The following is a 22,138-nucleotide window of genomic DNA, read 5'->3' as shown; positions in this document are numbered from 1 at the left end:
ATTAAAAAAATATAATAAATTTTATAGAAAAAATATATTATATTTCAATTTTAAAGTTTTCTGGCAAACAGCAAATATCCGCTGTGGCCAACCATACGTGTTTTCGGACGAACACCCTGTTGGCGAACCTCCAAACCCCTTTCCAAAGTCTCAAATATTTCAATATCATAGAAACCCAATTTTTTAGCAACACGATATGCTGTTTCGGCATGATCTATATAAGGTGCATAAACTGTCAGCCATCCTCCGACATTTAAAGACTCGAGAACCTCTTCAAATATTTCAAATGGCTTTGGCAAATCAAGGAATACCAAATCCAAATTATCCTCATCAATTCCTTCCTTAATGTCCTTGTTTTTGACCTCTATATTGGTTATACCAAAGTTTTCTATGTTTTTCTGTGCAACTTCGGCAAAATCCTCGCGTATTTCATAAGTATACACCTGACCTTCCGGCCCTACGACATTTCCGAAGTTTAAAGCGATTGCCCCGGCACCTGTTCCGGCATCGACGACCCTTGAACCTGAACCCAATCCTGTGTGGGCTAAAACCTGACCTATATCCTTTTGTATGAGAATGGAGCAACGTCTGTCCATAATGTCTATGAAATCATTAATGTTTGGCTTCATGATTTTAAATGTGTGGTCCAGATGGCTTTTGACTTCATCACCTACCTTTGCATTATCCAATACATCCGCTTTTACAATTCCCAAATCACTTTGGAACTCTTCACCCGGTTTTAAAACATATTTTTTTCCACGTTCATCTAAAATCATCTTCATAAATTACACCTAATTTTCAAGTTCTGCCAATCTTTTTACTCTTTTCAAGGAATCAGGGTGGGTGGAGAACAATTCCATAATCCCACTTTTCTTTGAAATTTTAACATCAGCATTTGCTAATCTTCTTAATTCTTCATCAGATATTTTTCCGTCACCGTCAAAATCAATTTGCTGGAAATCTGTAACATCGTGCTTTGCATTGTTTACGTCATTAACAAAGAATGCTCTGTTTGTGTTAACTTCATCAATGGTTTCCTTGCTGCACCTTGCAGTACCGTAGGACAATTTATATAAAGCAGACACCAATGCTGCAGGACGGTTTCCAAACTCTACACTGGCCTCGTCGGCATAGTATTCACGGGTTCTTGAAATAAACAAGACCAGTACCTGGCCTAATAGGTAAAACAAATAGCCTATAATTCCAATTATGAAACCTCCTCCATTTCTGCTATCCCCTGAAAAGATAAAAGACAATGCAATATAATAACATATCATCGGAATTACACTGACAGCTGCTGTTATGGCCATGTCATTGTGTTTAATGTGACCCATCTCATGACCCAGTACAGCCCTTAACTCATCGTAATCAAGCAAGCCCAGAATAGGACGGGTGATAGCAATGTGGCCACTTCTGCTTGTCCTACCATATGCAAATGCATTTGGAATGTTAATTTCAGATAATCCCAATTCAGGCTTTGGAATACCTGCTTCTTGGGAAAGTTCCTCAATCATCTTGTGAATGTGAGGAGCTTCAGCTTCGGACAATGGCCTTACATTCATGGAACGTTTGACCAATGATGGTCCAAACCAATACTGCAAGAATACAATTGCCAAGCTCAAAACCATATATATTCTCCAGCTAGATATGCCCAAATACCATCCAGCAAGAGATATTAAAAAATAAACAATTGAAAACATCAAAATAGATGTAATAACCATTCTTAATTTAAGTCTCCATGTACCTTTCATTTTAAACACCTTAAATTTTTTGAAATATTACTTTTCAAATGCTCACTCAAATTATATAATAGTTAGATTTCATATATTAAAAAAGTTAATGACAAAATAATTTAATTACATAATACATAATATGTTACTAGTAAAGAAATGGTGATTAAATGAGCGGACCATGGGTAGAAAAATATAGACCACAAAAGTTAGAAGACATTGTAGGACAAAAGCAAATCATTACCAGACTTGAAAAATATGTAGGCGAAGGAAGCATGCCTAACTTAATGTTTACAGGTCCGGCAGGTGTTGGAAAAACAACAACCGCACTTGCATTAGTCAAATCAATTTTAGGAGAATATTGGAGACAAAACTTTTTAGAATTGAATGCATCCGATGCAAGAGGAATCGATACAGTAAGAGACAGAATCAAAAATTTCTGCAGATTAAAGCCTGTTGGCGCTCCATTCAGAATAATCTTCCTGGATGAAGTGGACAACATGACAAAAGATGCACAGCACGCTCTAAGACGTGAAATGGAAATGTATACAAAAACCGCTTCATTTATACTTTCATGCAACTACTCTTCAAAAATTATCGATCCTATCCAATCAAGATGTGCAATATTCAGATTCGCTCCAATTAAAGGCGAAGAAATAGCTGAAAGACTTAAATTTATTTGTGAAAACGAAGGTTTCGAATATGATGAAAAAGGTATTGAAACCATAGTCTATTTTGCTGAAGGAGATATGAGGAAATCCGTTAATGTTCTTCAAGCAGCAACTTCAGAAGGAGAAGTAGTCAGTGAAGAATCCGTTTACGAAGTGGTTTCAAAAGCTAAACCTCAGGAAATTTCAAACATGATAAACAAAGCACTAGTAGGAGACTTTTTAGGTGCTAGAACATTATTAAGGGAAACCATGGTACTGCAGGGAACCAGCGGTGAAGATATGGTTACCCAAATCTATCAGGAAGTTTCCAAAAGGGTTGTTGAAGGCAAAATGGAACCTGATTTTTATATAGCTTTGATTGAATCAATAGCAGACTGTGATTTTAGAATACGAGAAGGGGCAAACCCAAGAATCCAACTTGAAGCTCTTTTAACTAAATTCATTTAAGGTATGGAAATGTTATGGACTGACAAATACCGACCACAGACCTTAGATGAAGTGGTAGGTAACAACAAAGAGAAGAAGATAATCCAGGACTGGGTTGGAAGTTGGAAAAGTGGTAATCCACAAAAACCACTCCTTTTAGTTGGACCTCCAGGAATTGGAAAAACCACACTTGCACTTGTTATTGCAAAAGAGTTTTCAGAATATATTGAGCTTAATGCAAGTGATAAGCGTTCACAGGATGCTATTAAAAGTACTATTGGTGAATCATCATCTTCAAGGTCCCTGTTCGGAGATGAATACAAGCTAATTATAATGGACGAAGTGGACGGTATTCACGGAACCAATGACCGTGGAGGAGTAAGAGCCATAGGAGATATAATTAAAAATTCCAAACATCCAATGATACTAATGGCTAATGATTTTTACTCAAAACGTCTTCAATCCATTAAACCAAAATGTACTGTCATTAAAATGCCTAAAATAAGAAGTCCAAGTATTAGAAAAGCTTTAAAAGAGATTGCTCAAAAAGAAGAAATTAAAGCCAATCCGAAAGCTTTGGATTTGATTGCAAAAAAATCAAATGGAGATATGCGTTCTGCAATTAATACATTACAGGCTTTAGCTGACAAAGAAGAAGTTTTAGAACCAAAAGCAGTAGAAAATTTACGTACTAAAGATGACAGATCAGATATTTTCAATGCAATAACTGGTGTTTTGAAAAGTAAAAATCCTCAGCATGTTAGAGAAGCATTGAGAGTTGATGAAGACCCAACACTTGTAATGGAATACATTGCAGAGAATATTCCTAGAGAATATACAAACAAAAATGAAATCAAAAAAGCTTATGAAAATATAGCCAATGCCGATTTGTATTTTGGAAGAGCCAGAAGCAGCAGAAATTATGGATATTGGAAATATGCAAGCGATTTTATGGGGATTGGTGTGAGTTCATCTAAAAAAGAAACTTACAAGAAATTCTCAAAAATACAAACTCCAACCATATTCACATTAATGGGACGCAATCGTGGAAAAAGAAACTTAAGAGACGGAATTGCAGAAAAAATGTCTGAAAAAATGCACATTTCACATTCCATAGCTATTGCAATGTTCCCTTATCTGGAAATAATGTTTCAAAATGACGAGCTTGCATGGGAGATTTCCGACTTTCTGGAATTGGATGATAATGAAATAAAACGGTTCAGGAAAAAGAAAATCCCTAAAAAAGTCATAAATAAAATGGAAAAACAAAAGGCTCAAATGAGAGTTGAAGAGCGTGACAGGAGATTTGAGGAACTTCAAAAACAAATGAAGAATGCAGTTCCCGAAGAAATTATAGCTGAAGAACCTAAAGAAGAACTTCCATTTGAAATTGACACAACTGAAAAAGAACCAGAAAAAGAAACACCTCAAGAAGAGCTTCCATTTGAAATTGACACAACTGAAAAAGAACCAGAAAAAGAAACACCTCAAGAAAAAGTCAGTGAAGAAAAATCTGAAGAGAAAAAGAAAACTGACAAGCAGGTATCACTTTTCAGCTTCTAGAAACAGAATATTTTTTCCTTGAATCTGATTCAAGGAATTATTTATTATTTGTTAATTTTTCTTCAATAAACTCAGAAGCACTAACGACATTTTCCCTATATTGAGGGGCAACATCATCTAAAAACTCAGAAAATGAGTTTGCAAGTTCATTATCATTTTCTTTTTTAATTAATTTCCGACCGTCCATTTCCAAAAATGAATTTATCCATTCAAGAGAAACATTGGCTAACGGATAGATTTCATCATCATTTTCAACTAAATTTAATCCTTCACCATTGAATAATCCTTCAAAAATGGTGTTGACTTTATCATCCAAAATCAATGGATTGACTTTTAAATCATAATCTCCATCATAAACAAGTTTTACACCATATTTACGAGTATATGGCTCTAACATCAGTTCACAAATGAAGTTATCTTCAGGCATCAATATTGTTGAGTTAGGCTTAATCTCCAAAGTCAATAATTTAGCTGACTTTGAACAAATCTTTTGAAACAATTTGTTTCTTACAATTTTAATGTCAGGATATTGCTTATTAAATGTCTTTTCACGTGTTCGTGAAAACTTGGAAAATCTTAAAGAGTTAATATAGATTTTTTCAGGAGTATATGAAATGAAACGGGTATCTACACCTATCATTTTCAAATATTTCAATACATCCTTTTTAGATGTTGAAAATTTTTCCTCTTCCGGAGCAAGTCCTGAAATATCAAACATGAAATCCATATTATCTTCCCAAATATTGTTTTAAAGCATTTTCCATTACATCAACTGGAGGTTCACGGCCCGTCCAAATTTTAAAGCTTTCTACACCCTGATAAAGTAGCATTTTAATTCCATATACTGGTTTTGCACCTGCTTTTATAGCCTCTTTTAAAAGTAAAGTTTCATGAGGATTGTAGACTGCATCAAATACAACCAAATCTTCATGCATGTCATTTGAAGTTGCAACAGATCCCTCAACATTCGGATGCATTCCCAAAGGTGTTGTATTGACTAAAATATCTGCATTTTTTAAGCAGGTCGAAATTTTAGAAATTGAATCTGCATTAACATCACCGATTAAACCGGATGCTGAAATATCATCTGCTAAACTCTGAGCCTTATCCGGATTTCTATTCAATATTGTTATTGAACTGGCCCCAAATTTTGCAAGGTAAAATGATATTGCTCTTGAAGCTCCGCCTGCACCGGCAATAACAACATCCTTGTTTTTTATTGAAGTTACCTCTTCAATGGCTTTGACAGCGCCAATTCCATCTGTATTATATCCTTTCATGTCTTTAAAGTCGATTGTATTTACGGCACCTATCAAACGTGCTACATCATCAATTTCATCTAAAAAGTTCATAACCTCAATTTTATGAGGAATTGTTACGTTAAATCCTTTTATATTTAATGATTTTGCACCTTCAATAGCGGATTGTAAATTTACAGGATCAACATCAAATGCAACATATACACAATCCATTCCTAGAGCATAGAAAGCAGCATTATGCATCGGCGGTGAAAAGCTGTGCTCAACAGGATGGCCTATTAAACCTACAATATTTGTACTACCCTTGATATTCATATATAATAAATTGAGTACCAAACATTATATAAATTTGTTTACCTAAAATTTAATTATAATATATCATTTACAAGGAGTTTAAAAATGGAATTTACAAGACCAAGAGGTACAAGAGATTTTTTATTTGAAGAAATGAGAGAACGCAAACAAGCAGAAAGTACCTTAAGAAGAATATTTGAAAGTTATGGTTATCAAGAAATCAAAACCCCATTATTTGAGGAATTAAAACTATTTACTACAAAATCAGGAGAAGAAATTGTAGACCAACTGTACAATTTTAAGGACAAATCAGACAGGGAATTGACATTAAGACCTGAAATCACCGCTCCTGTAGCAAGATTATACTTAAATGAACTTGAAAAGACTTCCACAAAACCAATCAAACTGTATTACTATGGAAGCTGTTTCAGATATGAAAGACCTCAAAAAGGAAGATTCAGACAATTCTGGCAATTTGGATGTGAATTGATTGGTGCAAAAACCCCACAAGGAGAAGCAGAAGTAATTGCACTTTGTTCCGATGCAATCAACTCATTAGGAATTACCACCGCTGATGTTAACATAAACCATTTAGGAATCATCCGAGGACTATTCAAACACTTCAATATCTCCACAGAAACCCAAAGAGAAATCATGGTTGTCATTGATAAGGGAGATAAAGACCTCTTGATTGAATCCTTAAGCGGAGATGAACCAGTAATTGACAATGATGAATTAAATGAAATTCTTTTAAAATTGATTGACCTTGTCGGAGACAAATCCATTATTAAAGAAGTCGAAGATTTGATTGAACCTTATGACGAGCCAAAAGAATCATTAGACGAATTAAAAGAATTAATCACTCTCCTTGAAGCATTCAATGTTGAAAACTATACCCTAAACTTAGGAGTTGCAAGAGGTCTTGACTACTACACAGGAATCGTGTTTGAAATTTATGTTCCTGAACTTGGTGCCCAAAAGCAAATATGTGGTGGAGGATCATACAGTCTTGTAAAAGTATTTGGAGGTCAAGAAGTGGAATCAACCGGTTTTGCTCTAGGTTTCGACAGATTGATGAATGCGATTGAAGAACTCACAGACAAAGATGAATTGCCTCCATATCTGGATATTTATGTAGCTCCGATTTCAGATGACGTCAGAATGAAGGCGTATGAAATAACCCAAACTCTTAGAAAAAATGGTATAAAAGCAGATGTTGACCTGAACGGCAAAAAATTCAAAAAACTGATGAACTATGCCGACAAAATAAAAGTGGAAAAAATAGCTATCATCGGTGCAAAGGATCTTGAAGAAAACAAAGTTACCATCAAGAACATGATAAGCGGTGAACAGGAACTGGTCGACATCGAGGATATAGTAACTTACGTTAAAGGAGAATAAACAATGGAAATTAACTTTAGACATGAAATCAACGGTGTTAAAGTTATTACTGCAGTTTGCCAGGATGCTGAGACTAATCAGATACTGATGCTGGCAAACATGAACAAGGAAGCATTGATAAAAACAATTGAAACAGGAAAGGCACACTACTGGAGCACATCAAGAAACAAGTTATGGCTTAAGGGAGAAAGTTCAGGACATTTCCAGGAAGTTCAGGAAATTCTTGTTGACTGCGACATGGATGCAGTTGTCTTGAAAATCAAACAGACCGGAGCGGCATGCCATGAAGGATACCTTTCATGCTTCTTTAGAAAAATTAACACTGACAATGACATAAACATTGAAGATTTAAAGGATGATGATTTGGAAATCATTCTGGAAAGGCTTGTAAATCCCGAAGACGTGTATTAAAATGAAATGCATTATACCAGATACCAGTGCAGTCATAATAGGTGCGGTAAGCGAACTGATAGAAAACGGAGACTTTGACTATCCAGAAGTAATTGTACCGGAAGCGGTGGTCTGCGAACTCGAACACCAGGCAAACGCCAACAGAGCCGAAGGAAAAAAGGGTCTTGAAGAGCTTCAAAAGCTTCAGGAAATGCAGGATGATGGTGAACTTGCAATAAGCTTTAAAGGCAAACGTCCTACCAATTACGATATCAGATATGCAAAAAGCGGAGAAATAGACAGCATCATAAGAGACCTTGCACGCTCAGAATTCGGAACCCTTGTTACAAATGACAAGGTTCAGGCGGAAGTGGCAAAGGCCCAAGGAATTCCCGTTCACTATTTCAGACAAAAATATGTGGAAAAGAAATTATCAATCGAAAGGTTCTTTGATGCGCAAACCATGTCCGTTCATTTAAAGGAAAATGTCGTTCCCATGGCCAAAAAGGGAACACCCGGACACATTGAATTTGTGAAATTGGAAAACAAGCCCTATTCATACTCACAGCTTTCAGACATTGTTGATGAAATCCTTGAAAAGGCAAAAACTGATTCAAAGACATATATGGAATCCGACAAGGAAGGTTCATTTGTTGTGCAGTCCCGTGAATACAGGATTTCAATTGCATATCCTCCATTTTCAGAGGCTTTAGAGATTACTGCAGTCAGACCTGTTGCCAATATAAGTCTGGATGAATATAACCTTTCAGAAAAATTGTTGGAAAGAATCAGGACAAGCGCTGAAGGAATTCTTATATCCGGTTCTCCAGGTGCAGGAAAATCCACATTTGTCCAGGCAATTGCCAAATACTATTCATCAAAATTGAATAAGATCGTTAAAACAATGGAATCCCCAAGAGATTTGCAGCTGCCAGATGACATTACCCAATATGCTCCATTGGAAGGAAGTATGGAAAATACAGCAGATGTTTTATTGCTTGTGAGGCCGGATTACACAATTTATGATGAATTAAGAAAAAATACCGATTTCAACATCTTTGCAGACATGAGGCTTGCAGGAGTCGGAATGATTGGTGTCGTGCATGCAACCCGCCCGATAGATGCAATTCAAAGAATAGCCTCAAGGGTGGAGCTTGGAGTGATTCCGTCAATTGTCGATACAAGCATATACATTGAAAACGGTAGGGTTACAAGCGTCTATGAAACCAAAATGACCGTTAAAGTCCCTACAGGAATGAAGGAAGCTGACCTTGCAAGGCCGGTTATTGAAGTGAGAGACTTTGAAACCGGTGAGCTTAAAAATGAGATTTATACATACGGTGAGCAGACCATCGTTATGGATATGGAGCTTGTTAATGGAGGCGGAAGTGAACCTAACCGTAAATCTTCCGTAGACATTATTGCAGAAAAGGAAATCCTAAGGAAAATAAAAAGAATCCTTCCCAAAAAGGCCAAAGTTGAAGTTGAAGTCGTATCCCCTGAAAGGGCCAATATCTACATTCCCGACCAGTATGTACCAAAAATCATCGGCAAAAACGGTAAGCGAATAGCTGAAATAGAACAGGATATCGGAATCAGCCTAGGCGTTGAAATAATCGAAGAAAAACCGGTCAATAAAACTCCTATTGAAGTTGACATTACCCATACAAGAAAACAGATGATTTTGGAATTGGGAAGAGAAAACGGAAGGCAAAACTTTGATATTCTAATTAGCGGAGAATACTTGCTTACAGCAACCACATCCAAAAAAGGAGAAATTAAAATTAAAAACGGAATTGAATTGTCCGATTTCATACTTGAAGCAATAGAAATGGGATTGGAGATTACGGCCGTTAGAAAATAGTGATAACATGAAAATTGGCGCATCATCCCTGGCGGGGATAGACAAAACATTGAAAGAAACATTGGACTATATTGAAGGATTGGGAATCGAATACGTTGAGCTGGTACATCAGTTTCCAACAGAAAACATAGAAACTGATCTGCTTGAAAGCTATAATCTGAAATATACTATACATGCACCGTTCATGGATGTAAATATTGCATCCCTGCAGGAAAAAAGTAGAATGAATTCCGTCGGGCAGATAAAAGAATCAATAGAATTTGCCAATGAAATTAATGCCGAAGCTGTTGTTATCCACCCCGGACAGACCTCATTTTTACCGAACAAGTTTTTCCCTGAAAAGGTTATTGAAACCGCAAAGGCATCAATTAAAGAACTTGGTGATTTTTCCAAAGATTTGGGAGTGCTTTCCACAATTGAGAACATGCCCAACTTCCCAACCATGATTTATCAAAACATGTATGATTTGAACGAGCTTCTGGTTTCACTTGACATGTTCATGACCCTGGACATAGGACATGCAAACCATGTCGGATACTCCGCAGACGAAATGTATTTTGATTCGATTAAACACATACATGCCCATGATAATTTTGGTGATGATGATGCACACTTGCCATTAGGTGAAGGCTCTATTGAATTAAACACTATCATCAATACTTTAGAAGCAAATAATTTTGATGGCATCTATATACTCGAAGTAAATGACTTCGATTCCATTAAAAAAAGTTACGAATATATGAAAAAAAACTTTAAAATTTAAATTAAAGAAGTTTTCTTTCTTTAATTTCTTTTTTGAAATATAAATATTCTGACTCAACTACTTTTCTAATATTTTTAGCAGTTTTCTTACCGATACCCTCAACTTCCTGAAGCTCACTTTCAGAAGCGTTGATTACATTTAAGACAGAACCGAAATGCTGGAGTAAATTCTTAGCGTTGACCGGACCTATATTAGGCAGTGATTCTATGATGAATAATTGCTGTTCCCATAAACTGACTGGTTTTTTATCAGTTCTTATTTGAATATGAGTCTTTTCGCCGTTTTGCTCACGCATGGCAATCCTTTTAATCATTGCAGCAGTGTCTTGAGAATTTCTGGTAGGAATGATACTTATGCCAAAATCAATTGCAATGGCGGCCAATGTACCTCTGACGGCATTCGGATGAAGCATGCCGTTGTAGATATCGTCTCCTTCAAGAATAAGCAGCGGACGTTTGAACTCTTCTGACAGTTCACGAGCCTGTTTGAAAAGTCTTTTGTCAATTATGGAATCTACGAAATCTTTAGCCGTTTTTCTCTCGATTACAACCTCATCACTAACCTGATAGTCACCAACAGCCATTGAATGAACTTTTACATCAATCTCCATCATGGACAAATGTCTTATGACCTTCGAATTACCCTCTCTGGAATCGGCATACACCACAAGCTGTGATTTTTTTTCTTCCTGAGGCCTTTCAATAACCTTTATTTTTTTCTCGTCCTCCATTCTCTGAACGGCGGATTCATTTAATTCCCTCAGCACTTCAGGATCTATCAGTTGATTTCTCATACTGTGTTCCTTATTGATGCTGGACCAGTAATAAGCTTCATCCCTTGTTCCGTTTGTAATCAGAACTTTTACACGCCCTGTCCTTTTACGGCCGGTCCTACCTCTCCTTTGAATCATACGAACTTCAGATGGAACCGGTTCATACAATACAACCAGATCAACAGCAGGTATATCTATACCCTCCTCGGCCACACTGGTTGACAGCAATACGTCATATTCACCCATACGGAAAGATTTAATGATGGCTTTCTGTTCTTTTTGAGTTAAACCTTTTTCACCATCTTTAGATGCCTGACCAAAGAATTTGGCTGATTTGATTCCTTCTTTTTCAAGTTTTTGATGAATCATTTCAAGAGTATCACGATATTGTGTAAATACGATAATCTTTGAAGATTTATCATCACTTTTCTCGGCAAACCTGTCTGACTGAAGTTTGGTTTGACCATCACTGGTACCCAATTCCTTTTTCAGAATTTTTGTTACTTCCCTGAGTTTCGGATGCTCCCAACCGTGCCTTTCTGCATCACGGGCCATTTTGACAGCCCTTCCAAAGTTGTCATCCCACATCAGGGATTTGGCGGCTTTTGTTTTTTTCTTTCGAAGACGGCCAATATACTTGTTGAAAGTTTGAACACCCTGGGTTTCAATAAGCTCCTGAGAATGCTGAATGTTGATGACCGCACTTAAGATGGAAATGGCCTGGAACAGTTCCTTATCGGGATTGACCGACCTTGCAATCTCACCCTGCACTCTTCCCCTTGCCTTTAAAATATCCACTTTACCGACAGATACTGTATTGATGATGCCCATATTTTTCAATGCTTTCAGTCTGACCTTCAATGCCTTATCGACATATTTTTTGATTTTTTCAAGCTCAGAGCTCATTTTCACTCTTACCCAATCAATTTCGACAGGATTGAAGTATGGCCTTACGTCCACATCATCTTCGGTTTTAACTACAATGTTTTGAATATATAAGTTTTCACAAACTTCCTTGATTTTGGCCTTATCCGAACCGGGAGATGCAGTTAAACCTAAAATGAGATTGAAATTGGACTCCTGAACATAACGGGAAGCCAAATAAACATAAGAGTATGCTCCCACACCATGGTGGCATTCGTCAAAAACAATAAGTGAAACATCACTCAAATCGTAACGTCCATTCAATAAGTCTGATTCGACAGTTTGTGGAGTTGCACAAATTATTCTGGACTCTTCCCATCTTTTAACCCTCTCATCGGTTTTGATGGCTCCTGTTATGGATGAACATGGAAGAGTTAAAAACTCCTTGAAGCTGTCTTCATGCTGGATGGCTAACGGTTTGGATGGGGCTAAAATCAATACTTTTGAATTTTTAACCTTTTGCAACCTGTCTGCAGCAACCAGAATTGCAATTATAGTTTTACCTAATGCAGTAGGTGCAACAACCATCGTATTTCCCTTTTTCAGTACATCCCCCGCTAAAACCTGCTGGTACAATCTTGATTCGATGGAATCCTTTTTAATCAGAGGATGTGAAATATAACTAGCCATTATTAAACCTTCTAAATAATATAAAATGAGTTTACCAATAACCCTTAATATGTTATTAAATTTTTTTTACTTATAAAGCATTAGTGAGAGCATTTGATAAGTAATATCACAATTCAAAAACCAGTGATTTGAATTTGGTGGCCGCTTCACCGATTGCAATAACCATTTCACAGTCAAGGTTTAACGCTTTTTTAAGCCCATCGCGAACCTCTTCTTTTGAAGCACCCAATGTTCCGGTCTTTTCAAAATTATCCACATGGTTTAAAAATATCCTGTCATTCAATTTTGGATTGGCTTTGAGCTTTTCAACCGCAATCTTTTGGGAAGCCACAGATGCAGGTACTATGAACTTTGAGAATTTTAAAACACTGTTGAAAATATCCATATCTCCGACATAGCCTGATTCGGATGAAACGGTAATCACTGTAGTAAAGTCTCCAAACAATTTTTTGAATTCCTTCAATACGGTTTCAACACCTGCAGGATTGTGGGCATAGTCGACAAAAATGTCCTTGCCTTTTACCTTGCCGACCTCTTCCATTCTTCCACTTACACCAGTGAAGCTGGCAATTGAAGGTAAAATCTTTTCATATGGAATGTCTAAAAATTCATGGGCGGCAATTATGACTCCTGTTAAATTATACACATTGTGAAGTCCGTCCACACCCATTTTTACTGTTAATTTTTCTGTTGGAGTGTGTAAATCGAAAGTTCTATTTGACAAATCGACATTTGTTGCAATGTAATTCACCTGAGGAGTTGTTATTCCGCATTTGCAGAAGTAATATCCACATCCGGAAATGATTTCCTTAACTGCAATCTCCTCACCGCAGACGCATTCCTTCATGCCTATTGAATCAGGCATTTCATCAACTCCGAATGTTATGACTTCACCTTTGAAGTCAAGTTCACGTAAAAGACCCATAATTGTAGGATCCTGACCGTTGACAATTAGCTTACCTATCTGCAATTCTTTAATGAATTCGCCTTTGACATTTGCATAATCCATGAAACTTCCCAAATCATTCAAATGGTCGGGAGTAATGTTGGTGATTAATCCGCCGGACATTTGGGTATTTTTTACTATTCTTCCAACGGTTCCGGGAACACCGAATGTGCCAACTTCCAAAATTCCAACATCTCCATCCAGTCTGGATTGAAGAATAGGAATGAACTCGGCATTTCCCTGCATGCCTTCCAAATCATGCTCACATGGCTTGATTCCATTGTCATAGGCAATTTTTTTAAGAAGTGTGGTAGAAGTTGTCTTGCCGTTTGTTCCGGTAATTCCATATACCGGTTTTTCAGGCTTTATCATTTCAATAATGTCGCATAATTCTAAAATAGGCTTGTCAATCTTTTTAAATATATCTGAATCCTTTGACAAGCTGGCGGGAGGAATTATATAATCCGCCTTTTTGAAGAATTTATCAGGAGTCTGTCCATAGAAAACTTCAATATCATAACCTTCCAAAGATTTTGCAAACCGGCAATCCTTTTTGAAAGACAAATCTGTTCCGATTACGTTGAATCCTCTTTGTTTTAATATTCTGGCTATCAAGTTACCGTTTGCCCCACAAACACCAATAACTCCGAAGGTCTTATTTTTATTCATACTTTTTACTTCCTATATCTAATCCTTTCATAATCTTTTCAACAGTTGTCAGTCTGTCATATGCTATAAGAGGCCCCATGTGCAGAATGATATCTCCAGGCACGGAATATTTGAATGTCAATTCGGCCGCTTTTGTGATATCCTCAACGGCTACCTTTTCAATGTTCGGATTGGTGATTGCGTCCAATATCTCCTGGGCAGCATCCATTTCAACTTCCTGTGTTACCTCATTGAAACCGCTTGCAATGACAACCTTGATATCGTAGTTGCTTACAAGCTCACCAACTTCCGCCTTATCCCTTACGGACAATGTATCAAAATGATCCAAGAACAGTACTACACTATCATCTTTAAAGTAATCGAGAGTGATTTTCATGCCGTCATATAAAAATGCAGAATCAAGAATGACTTTCCTTCCGTTATAATTACCTACATCCTCCATATGTGCAGGAAGCCCTTTAAAATCAGTTAAAGCGTCAATGATATCCTCTTTTGAAACGCCATAAGTCAATGCAACTGCAGATGCCGCAACAGAATTTTCAAAAAAGTAGCTCATCATGTGGAACGGTGTGGTAAATTCATCACCGCCATAGGATATTGTCAGTGATTCGTCTCCTATTTTACCTTTGAAGTCAACATCCTTGTCAAGAGCGTAAAAGATTGCATCGTCCCTAACCTTTTCTATTATGTCCCTGCATGAATCATTGGAGATGAATGTTTCACTCATTGCCTGCAAGATTAATTTACGTTGCTGATATTTTTCCAATGAGCCTCCAAACTCGGACAGATGGTCCTCAGCAATGTTTGTCAAAAGACCTATTTTAATATCCAGCCTGTCCAAAAGGCCGATTGTACCGTGAGGAAGTTCAAAAATAGCTATATCACATTCCTGTGCCTTACCTTTTACAATTCCGTCAATGATTGCTTCTGAAACCAGATTGTTTACCAGAGAAGAACATGACCATACATTATATCCGGCCTGCTTGAACAGGCTGGTGGTTATGAAGGTTGTGGTTGTTTTTCCCATGGTTCCGGTAATTCCAATGATATCCATAGGAATCAAATCATTGACTATTTTTGAAAACTCTTCATTGGTTAAAACTTTTAAATCAGAATTATTGATTTTTTGAGCGATTGGGGCGGAATCGGGTAAAGTAGGAGGCATATAAACTGCTTCAAACCCATCGATTGAAGGGTCCTTATTTGCCATGTCAAGGGTGACACCTTCCTTTTCAATTTCTATCAAACTTCGTTGAAATTCTATTTTGAATTCAGAAATATCCTTTAAATCAGTTATAACAACATCATGACCCAAATAATTTAGTAGTCTTGCAACAGGCCTACTAGCATTTCCAGCTCCAACAACTAAATAATTCATAATAGTCTTCCTCACAATTTCATTAGTATAATTTTTGGAGTTTATTTAATTTAAAGGTTTTACAAAAAAAAGAAAATTACAATTAAATCTGTTTTTTTAAAAAAAAAGAATTTGAGAAAACTTATTCAAACTGAATAAGATTTTCTACATCATTATAAACAACATCAAGTCCGCACATTGACGGAACATAGTTTGCTGCCTTTGCGGAATTCACACCAATGACTTCAAAGCCCATATCCTCAATAGGAGCTACAACCATACAGGTGTCACATACGACATTTCCACCTGCGTTTTCAATGATTTCGGTGTATCCCATCCTATCGGCTGTGGCCTTTACGCTAACGGATGTGCAAATCCACAATTTGTTTTTAATTGTTTTACCTTGTACGATGCCTGCTACTTGTTTAATCTCTTCAAGTGATGCATGAGGACATCCAAGACAAATCAAATCAGGTTCCCTATCAGTGGTTGTTAACTTTTCACGAGTTTCCTGGATTTCTTTGTCTGATATGAACATTATATCTTCAATTTCAGCACTGTTGATTAGATTTGATTCAGGAGTCACGCCTTCCACATGGTAAAGTGCAACTGAACCTGATGAAGCAAGTGCCGCTCCAAGGGTTTTCAGGTCATTGTTGTTTGGAACATTAGGGATTTTGAAGTAAGGAACTCCCCCTCCAACAACTTTACCTATGATATAACCCAAAGCACCGAAGTCAGCGCCATTGAGTTCACAGGACACGTTTACAACAAGATTTGCCTGTCTATTTTCAGCCAGATGGAATCCGTATAAAGGAGTTTTACCAACAATAGCTGCAGCAAGTGCAGCAGGACCTCCTTCACGATTGGTTCTGGCACCAATTACAGAATTGACGTAAGCAACAGCAGATGATTCTGACCAGGATACGTGATCTCTGAATCTTGGCACGTTTCCAACAAGATATGGAGTGCATGTACAGGTTTTGGAAATTCCGAGCTTTGCATATGCATCTACAATCTGGTTTTGCTTGATTGAAAAGTCACGTGGAAAACCTAATGCTTCCCAATTGTCCAAGTCAGTTCCAGGCGGATTTAAGGATGCGTTTATTGTTGCTTTGCCGGAACCATCCTTGGCCAAATCCTCAAGATATTCAAGACCGGCATCTCCAATTGTTTTATATGAAACACCAGATACTTGGGCAGAGGTGATGTCAACCAATTTGGAAGCGCCATAGATATCACCTAAAGCAACTAAAATATCCATGCTTTTTCTAATAGTTTCTCCAAATTCACCATCGCACATTTGTTGTTCTTCGTTTGTTAAAAACATTTTTAATCACCATTCAATTGATATTCAACCATTTCATCAACCAAATGCAAGAAATTATCTTTACTTTCGAATGGAATCATGGCTCCGGCCGCAATATCGTGGCCGCCTCCATTACCTCCGAAGTTGTTTGATGAATCTCTTAATGCCTTTCCTAAATCAGCACCTTTTTCAACTGTATCTCTTGTGGTTCTTCCAGAAATCTTTATGTCATTGTGAAGCCTTGATAATCCAAGTACAGGTTTAGAATCATCCAGCAGTTCAACAGATAAAGCAATACTTGCAATAGTACCCATTACTGATTTCAATACCTTATCTTCACTGTACAAGTATTGAATTGCATTCAATTGCTGAGCACCTTCCTTTTTAATCCATTGAAGGCCTTTTACGATTTGGTCCCTGTATTGACGTTGCAGTCTCAATGCCGCATCCAATGCCTGTTCCCTTTCACCTAATGCGATACTTAAACCCAATCCCTGCTTTTTGTTTTTTCCGCATGCATCAAGAACATAAGAGTACTCTTCCAGGTCCCTGAGCATTGGAGTTTCACGAGGAACAGTATAACAGTCCCCGAAAATTTCAGGATTGATATTTATCAATGCGTCCTTAAGCAAATCCTTCTCTTCATCTTCCAGATCTGTGAATTTAATTCCATAAGACAGATTCATGCGTTCTAAAAACTCACGAGCTCCATCAAGATCTCCACTGATTCCGGGAAGCGGAGGTGAAAAAGTATAAGCCAGTGATTTGAAAATAGGTTCTGTTGATTTTGAAACTATCTTTAAACCTTCATGAATTTCCAGATTGCCACTTTGAAGTGCATCATCAAGAACTAATTTATTGACACCGGTAAATCCATTCTGACCTTGCATATCACCGAATGCACCAATCAATGCAAAATAAGCCAGATGCTTTTTGTCCAAATCACGGACAGTCAGATAAGCTGAACCCGCACCGCATAAATCCTTACTTCCATCAACACCGAAAAGATGAGGATTTACATGAACAACATTGCTTTCGCTTTCAGTATCATCTACCTGGTGGTGGTCAGCAACAATGACATCGTGCTTATAGGTGTTAAATTCCTTAATGAAAGGACTTCCCATGTCTGAGAAGATAAATAAATCATACTTTTCACTTCTAAGCTGATTTACTGTATCTTCCTTTAGACGAGGGATGCAAGATGCATGGAATTGGACGTTTTCTTCGGCCAAAGCATTAGCTATAACAGCTGCTGCTGAAATTCCATCAGCATCGTTATGAGAAATTATTCTTATAACAGCATCATTTTCAATATGCTCCTTAAGCATATTGCAAGCTTCGCTAGCTCTATTTAACAAGGAGTGCTGCTTCTCTTGGATTATATCTCCAACCTTCTGGTAATCTACCTTCACTTACATAGTAAGAAGCTAATCTTCTGATTCTGGATTCGATGATAGTTAAACCTCTTTTTGAGTGTAAGTCTTTAGGGTTTTCTTCTAAGTGATCTCTGATGTTTACTGCTCTTTTGATTAAGTTTAATAAGTCTTCAGGATATTCTCCTGCTTGACCGTTTCTTCTTAAAATTTCAGTAATTCTTTCACCAGTTACATCTTTAACAGAAGGAATTCCGTATTGGTCTCTTAATATAATACCTATTTCGGAAGTACTTTTACCTTCTCTGTTAAATTTTAAAATCATTTCTTCAATTTCTTCATCACTGTAAGTTACCCATTCTGGTCTTGCCATAATATAAACCTCTTTAAATTTATTAAATCTTAAATAAGCCCAATTAACAGAAAATAAAGTTACTCTTGACTGGAATACCATTCTATAAATTTCTTTAATGAATTTTTTCTATGTGAAAACTGATTTTTCTCATCAGTTGTCAGTTCCCCAAATGTCTTGCCGACGCTCGGAACATAAAACAAAGGATCAAAAGCGAATCCTAAATCTCCTCTTTCTTCAACTGCGATTTCACCTACAACCTTGCCTAAAAAAGTCTTGGGCTCAGAATTGGGGGCACAGTACCCAATAACTGACCTGAATTCGGCATAACGGTCATCAGTATCTTTCAATAGCTTTAAAATTCCTTGATTTCCTATAGTATCTTGAACATAATGAGAATATGTTCCCGGAAACCCATTCAAAGCCCTAATGAATAAACCAGCATCTTCAACAATCACAGGACAGTCAAGTTCATGACAAGCATATTTTGCGCCTGATATAGCCACTTCCTCAAGAGTTCCTTGAGGTTCTTCGTAACCTAAATCAATATGCTTTAAAGAAATGTCATAATCTTTGAAAATATTCTCTGCTTCTTCTACTTTATGTTTGTTCCCAGTTATAAATGTTATCATATTTTTAAGTTTTTTATTATGCTAATAATATAAGTATTGGTATTTGCCAAGGTAACCATAAAGAAAAGTGTTATCAAAAAACTCAAAGTTGGTAAGAAATACCCCGCAAAAATATCATACGGCGGCGAAGTCATTAAAACAAGTGTGAAAGTTAAAAAATAAGTGACAATTTCACTTATTTTTATTTTATTTTTTTGAATATCCCATAGCCAAATGAAAAAATTAATGGGTGTATCTGCCCCGTGATTCGATATCGGCAATTGTATTCAATATAGACTCATCCCCATAACCATCCAATACCAAATCGAAGTATTTAACAGCAAGATTATAGTCTATGCTTTGCAGGGATTTTTTCAAAACCAGCAAATCAACTGCTTTATCCTCTTTTAATTGTGAGTATCTTCCAAGTCCGAAATCAATGAAAACCAAATTATCGTCCTGCAGCATTATATTTGATGAAGTGATGTCACCGTGTATGATATTTGCATCATGAAGCTTTGAAATTTCCTGACCGATCCTGTATGATAACTCCTCATCCATAATGTCCTTAACCATTACCCCATCAATCTCTTCCATTGTAATGGCTTTGCGATTTAAATCAACATCATATAAAACAGGAGTCCTAACACCTGCTCTTTTGGCATCGGACAATAGCTTAGCTTCCTCTTTGGTTCTTGCCTTTCTAATTTTATTGTCGATTTCAGGAATCCTGTAACTTTTAGGAATTCTATCCTTAATTACCGCTTTTTCACCCAAATAATTGCTTTTAACGATGTTGGATTCAGCGCCTTTTGCAATAAATTCATCCGGAAGAGTCAAATAAGTTTTGGTATTGTCAATCCATGGAATATCAACTTCATCAGTTCTGAACTTTTGAATGATTCCTGTTTCAGACAAATCCATCGGTCCAAACTCATTACACATCAAAAGCCCAAGCCATGCAATCATTACCCCATTATCTCCGCAAAGTTTCATTTTCGGCATGTAGAATTTGGCACCATGCTCTTCAGACATTATCTTAAGCATTTCACGTAATCTTGAATTGGCTGAAACTCCACCACAAAGCATTACTTCATCTTTTTGAGTATGTGAAAGGGCACGTTCAGTTACTTCAACAAGCATGGAGAAGGCAGTTTCCTGAAGTGAATAGCAAATGTTCTCCATTGGAGTGCCTTTTTCCACTTCCCTTAATGCAGCGGACAGCAATCCTGAAAATGAGAAATCCATTCCCTTTACGACATAAGGCAAATCAATGTATGAACCATTTTTGGCCAATTTTTCAATAACCGGCCCACCGGGATGGCCCAAACCGCTTTCACGGCCGAAATGGTCAAGACAGTTTCCGATTGCAATGTCCAGGGTTTCACCGAAAATCCTATATCTTCCGCTTTCATAAGCGATAACCTGACTGTTTCCGCCACTTACATAAAGTGAAACTGGATTTACAGCACCAGTGTCAAGTTTTCCAACTTCAACATGGCCGATACAGTGATTTACGCCGATTATCGGTTTTTTAAGTGACAGTGCAAGAGACCTTGCTGAGGTTGCAACTATCCTCAAGGCCGGACCGAGACCCGGACCCTGTGAAAAAGAAATCAAATCAATATCTTCATAGGAAATACCCGCCTGTTCGATGGCCTGCGGGATTAATTTAGGAATCCATTCTGCGTGATGTTCCGCTGCAATTCTTGGATGAATGCCTCCCTCTTCAGGAAATAGCTGTTCGCCCGCCATTGCCAAAATATTTCCATCACTATCTACAATACCTACACCGGTTTTTTCTGCAGTTCCCTCAATTCCTAAACTTATCAATATAATCACTGAAAAAAATTAATTATAGTCTTTTGCTTAATGTTTGTCCATCAAGCTATCCCCGTTGACTTTCGGGTTCATATAAATTTTTGAATACTATATTACTTATTAATTTTTTATAATATTAATTTTATTCCATCATTTTTAGGATGTTTTTTGCTACTATGAGCATGATTTCAGGAAAATCTTTTTAAATAATCTTTTTTGTAACGAATTTCCATTTAATTAATTCTTGATCTTCAAAAAAGTGTTGGGAACATATTTCGATGACAAATCCTGCATCGTTTAAAATCCCTGCCAGTTCATCAACCGTGTATTCTCGCTCATATGCCTTTTCTGCCCATATTACTTTTTCGTCCTTAATGTATTCTATATCGCATGTAATGAATTTGTCGTTTCTTTGAAAGTGATATGTCATCTCCATATCATCTTTAGCAAGGGAAGTGTATTTTTCAAAACTGACGAAATTGAAGTTGTTCACATCAAATATGAAATAACCATCCTTTCGCAGGCATGTTCCAATATTTTCTATGGCAGATTTTAACGAGTCAACATCACAGATATGGTTTATTGAATCGTTGAAGCATGTTGCAAAGTCATACCTTTCATTATCAGTGTATTTCGAAATGTCCGCTTCTATAAACTCCACATCAGGATATTTATCGCAAGCGATTTCAAGCATCTCATGTGAAATGTCAACACCCTTTGATTTGATACCATTTTCCATGAAAAAATTGCAAAGTTCACCTGTGCCGCAACATAAATCAATATTGCTTTTGAAAGTTTCACCCGAATGATATTCATTGAGATAGCTCAGGGCAATTTCACCCATAAAAACAGAATAGTCACTTGCATGACAATTATCATAAACTTTAGAAAATTTCCTGTATAAATCAGTGCTCAATTAAATCACGTATTGTAGTCATTGAACTACCTCAACTTATTGAAGTTGAGGATTCCTAGGTTTTTTATTATATATCGTTGGTTATTTGATATTATCC

19 protein-coding genes are annotated in these 22,138 nt (G+C 36.9%); 6 read left to right on the top strand and 13 right to left on the bottom strand.

Features of this window, described 5'->3' with window-relative positions; translation table 11 throughout:
- Positions 1-50 precede the first annotated feature (50 nt).
- Entirely contained in the window at positions 51-782 is a 732-nt protein-coding gene (locus tag ACKI2P_RS01230) for a tRNA (adenine-N1)-methyltransferase (RefSeq protein ID WP_407374431.1), read from the bottom strand.
- Positions 783-791: 9 nt separating this feature from the next.
- A complete protein-coding gene (locus ACKI2P_RS01225; protein WP_407374430.1) occupies positions 792-1,751 on the bottom strand; it encodes a zinc metalloprotease HtpX in 960 nt (319 codons plus the stop codon).
- A gap of 149 nt (positions 1,752-1,900) precedes the next feature.
- On the opposite strand from ACKI2P_RS01225, the gene ACKI2P_RS01220 reads away from it, so the two are divergent.
- Together ACKI2P_RS01220 and ACKI2P_RS01215 are read left to right on the top strand one after the other, a co-directional pair.
- On the top strand, positions 1,901-2,848 hold the full coding sequence (locus ACKI2P_RS01220; protein ID WP_407374429.1) for a replication factor C small subunit: 948 nt from the start codon (positions 1,901-1,903) through the stop codon (positions 2,846-2,848).
- 9 nt (positions 2,849-2,857) lie between these two features.
- Complete coding sequence (locus ACKI2P_RS01215) at positions 2,858-4,390, top strand: replication factor C large subunit (protein WP_407374438.1); 1,533 nt, start codon at positions 2,858-2,860, stop codon at positions 4,388-4,390.
- A gap of 37 nt (positions 4,391-4,427) precedes the next feature.
- Here the strand turns inward: ACKI2P_RS01215 and ACKI2P_RS01210 are convergent, their stop codons facing one another.
- Positions 4,428-5,117, bottom strand: a complete 690-nt coding sequence (locus ACKI2P_RS01210) for an ATPase (RefSeq protein ID WP_407374428.1) — start codon at positions 5,115-5,117, stop codon at positions 4,428-4,430.
- A 1-nt stretch (position 5,118) separates the two neighbouring features.
- Entirely contained in the window at positions 5,119-5,964 is an 846-nt protein-coding gene (locus ACKI2P_RS01205) for a shikimate dehydrogenase (RefSeq protein WP_407374427.1), read from the bottom strand.
- An 84-nt stretch (positions 5,965-6,048) separates the two neighbouring features.
- Between ACKI2P_RS01205 and hisS the strand changes: the two genes are divergently transcribed.
- The 4 genes from hisS to ACKI2P_RS01185 are packed head-to-tail and all read left to right on the top strand — an operon-like array spanning position 6,049 to position 10,361.
- Positions 6,049-7,344, top strand: a complete 1,296-nt coding sequence (gene hisS / locus ACKI2P_RS01200) for a histidine--tRNA ligase (RefSeq protein WP_407374426.1) — start codon at positions 6,049-6,051, stop codon at positions 7,342-7,344.
- Positions 7,345-7,347: 3 nt separating this feature from the next.
- The gene (hisI, locus tag ACKI2P_RS01195) at positions 7,348-7,755 is read left to right on the top strand and encodes a phosphoribosyl-AMP cyclohydrolase (RefSeq protein WP_407374425.1); all 408 of its coding nucleotides are present in this window, start codon (positions 7,348-7,350) and stop codon (positions 7,753-7,755) included.
- A gap of 1 nt (position 7,756) precedes the next feature.
- Entirely contained in the window at positions 7,757-9,598 is a 1,842-nt protein-coding gene (locus ACKI2P_RS01190) for a PINc/VapC family ATPase (RefSeq protein WP_407374424.1), read from the top strand.
- Between the two features lie 7 nt (positions 9,599-9,605).
- Entirely contained in the window at positions 9,606-10,361 is a 756-nt protein-coding gene (locus ACKI2P_RS01185) for a sugar phosphate isomerase/epimerase family protein (protein WP_407374423.1), read from the top strand.
- Position 10,362: 1 nt separating this feature from the next.
- Here ACKI2P_RS01185 and ACKI2P_RS01180 read toward each other — a convergent pair whose 3' ends face one another.
- The 9 genes from ACKI2P_RS01180 to ACKI2P_RS01140 all read right to left on the bottom strand — a co-directional run bounded on the left by ACKI2P_RS01180 (position 10,363) and on the right by ACKI2P_RS01140 (position 22,041).
- Complete coding sequence (locus tag ACKI2P_RS01180) at positions 10,363-12,687, bottom strand: DEAD/DEAH box helicase (protein WP_407374422.1); 2,325 nt, start codon at positions 12,685-12,687, stop codon at positions 10,363-10,365.
- A gap of 106 nt (positions 12,688-12,793) precedes the next feature.
- Positions 12,794-14,302: a Mur ligase family protein gene (locus ACKI2P_RS01175; protein WP_407374421.1), complete on the bottom strand. Its 1,509-nt coding sequence runs from the start codon at positions 14,300-14,302 to the stop codon at positions 12,794-12,796.
- Positions 14,295-15,680, bottom strand: coding sequence for a Mur ligase family protein (locus tag ACKI2P_RS01170; protein ID WP_407374420.1), 1,386 nt, complete (start codon positions 15,678-15,680; stop codon positions 14,295-14,297). The genes ACKI2P_RS01175 and ACKI2P_RS01170 overlap by 8 nt, the downstream gene beginning before the upstream one ends.
- 121 nt (positions 15,681-15,801) lie before the next feature.
- Positions 15,802-16,989, bottom strand: coding sequence for an aconitase X (locus tag ACKI2P_RS01165; RefSeq protein ID WP_407374419.1), 1,188 nt, complete (start codon positions 16,987-16,989; stop codon positions 15,802-15,804).
- 2 nt (positions 16,990-16,991) lie between these two features.
- Positions 16,992-18,326, bottom strand: a complete 1,335-nt coding sequence (locus ACKI2P_RS01160; protein WP_407374418.1) for a DHHA1 domain-containing protein — start codon at positions 18,324-18,326, stop codon at positions 16,992-16,994.
- Positions 18,316-18,714 carry a 30S ribosomal protein S15 gene (locus ACKI2P_RS01155; RefSeq protein ID WP_407374417.1) on the bottom strand — a complete coding sequence of 133 codons (399 nt, stop codon included), beginning with the start codon at positions 18,712-18,714 and terminating at the stop codon, positions 18,316-18,318. The genes ACKI2P_RS01160 and ACKI2P_RS01155 overlap by 11 nt, the downstream gene beginning before the upstream one ends.
- Positions 18,715-18,773: 59 nt before the next feature.
- The gene (locus ACKI2P_RS01150) at positions 18,774-19,325 is read right to left on the bottom strand and encodes an XTP/dITP diphosphatase (protein ID WP_407374416.1); all 552 of its coding nucleotides are present in this window, start codon (positions 19,323-19,325) and stop codon (positions 18,774-18,776) included.
- A gap of 222 nt (positions 19,326-19,547) precedes the next feature.
- Complete coding sequence (locus ACKI2P_RS01145; protein ID WP_407374415.1) at positions 19,548-21,146, bottom strand: bifunctional N(6)-L-threonylcarbamoyladenine synthase/serine/threonine protein kinase; 1,599 nt, start codon at positions 21,144-21,146, stop codon at positions 19,548-19,550.
- Positions 21,147-21,327: 181 nt separating this feature from the next.
- Positions 21,328-22,041: a class I SAM-dependent DNA methyltransferase gene (locus ACKI2P_RS01140; protein ID WP_407374414.1), complete on the bottom strand. Its 714-nt coding sequence runs from the start codon at positions 22,039-22,041 to the stop codon at positions 21,328-21,330.
- Positions 22,042-22,138 lie beyond the last annotated feature (97 nt).

This window comes from Methanobrevibacter sp., from assembly GCF_045541095.1.
Classification (GTDB): domain Archaea; phylum Methanobacteriota; class Methanobacteria; order Methanobacteriales; family Methanobacteriaceae; genus Methanocatella.
Note: the sequence above shows the minus strand (reverse complement) of the source record. Positions and strands in the feature narration are given on the sequence as shown.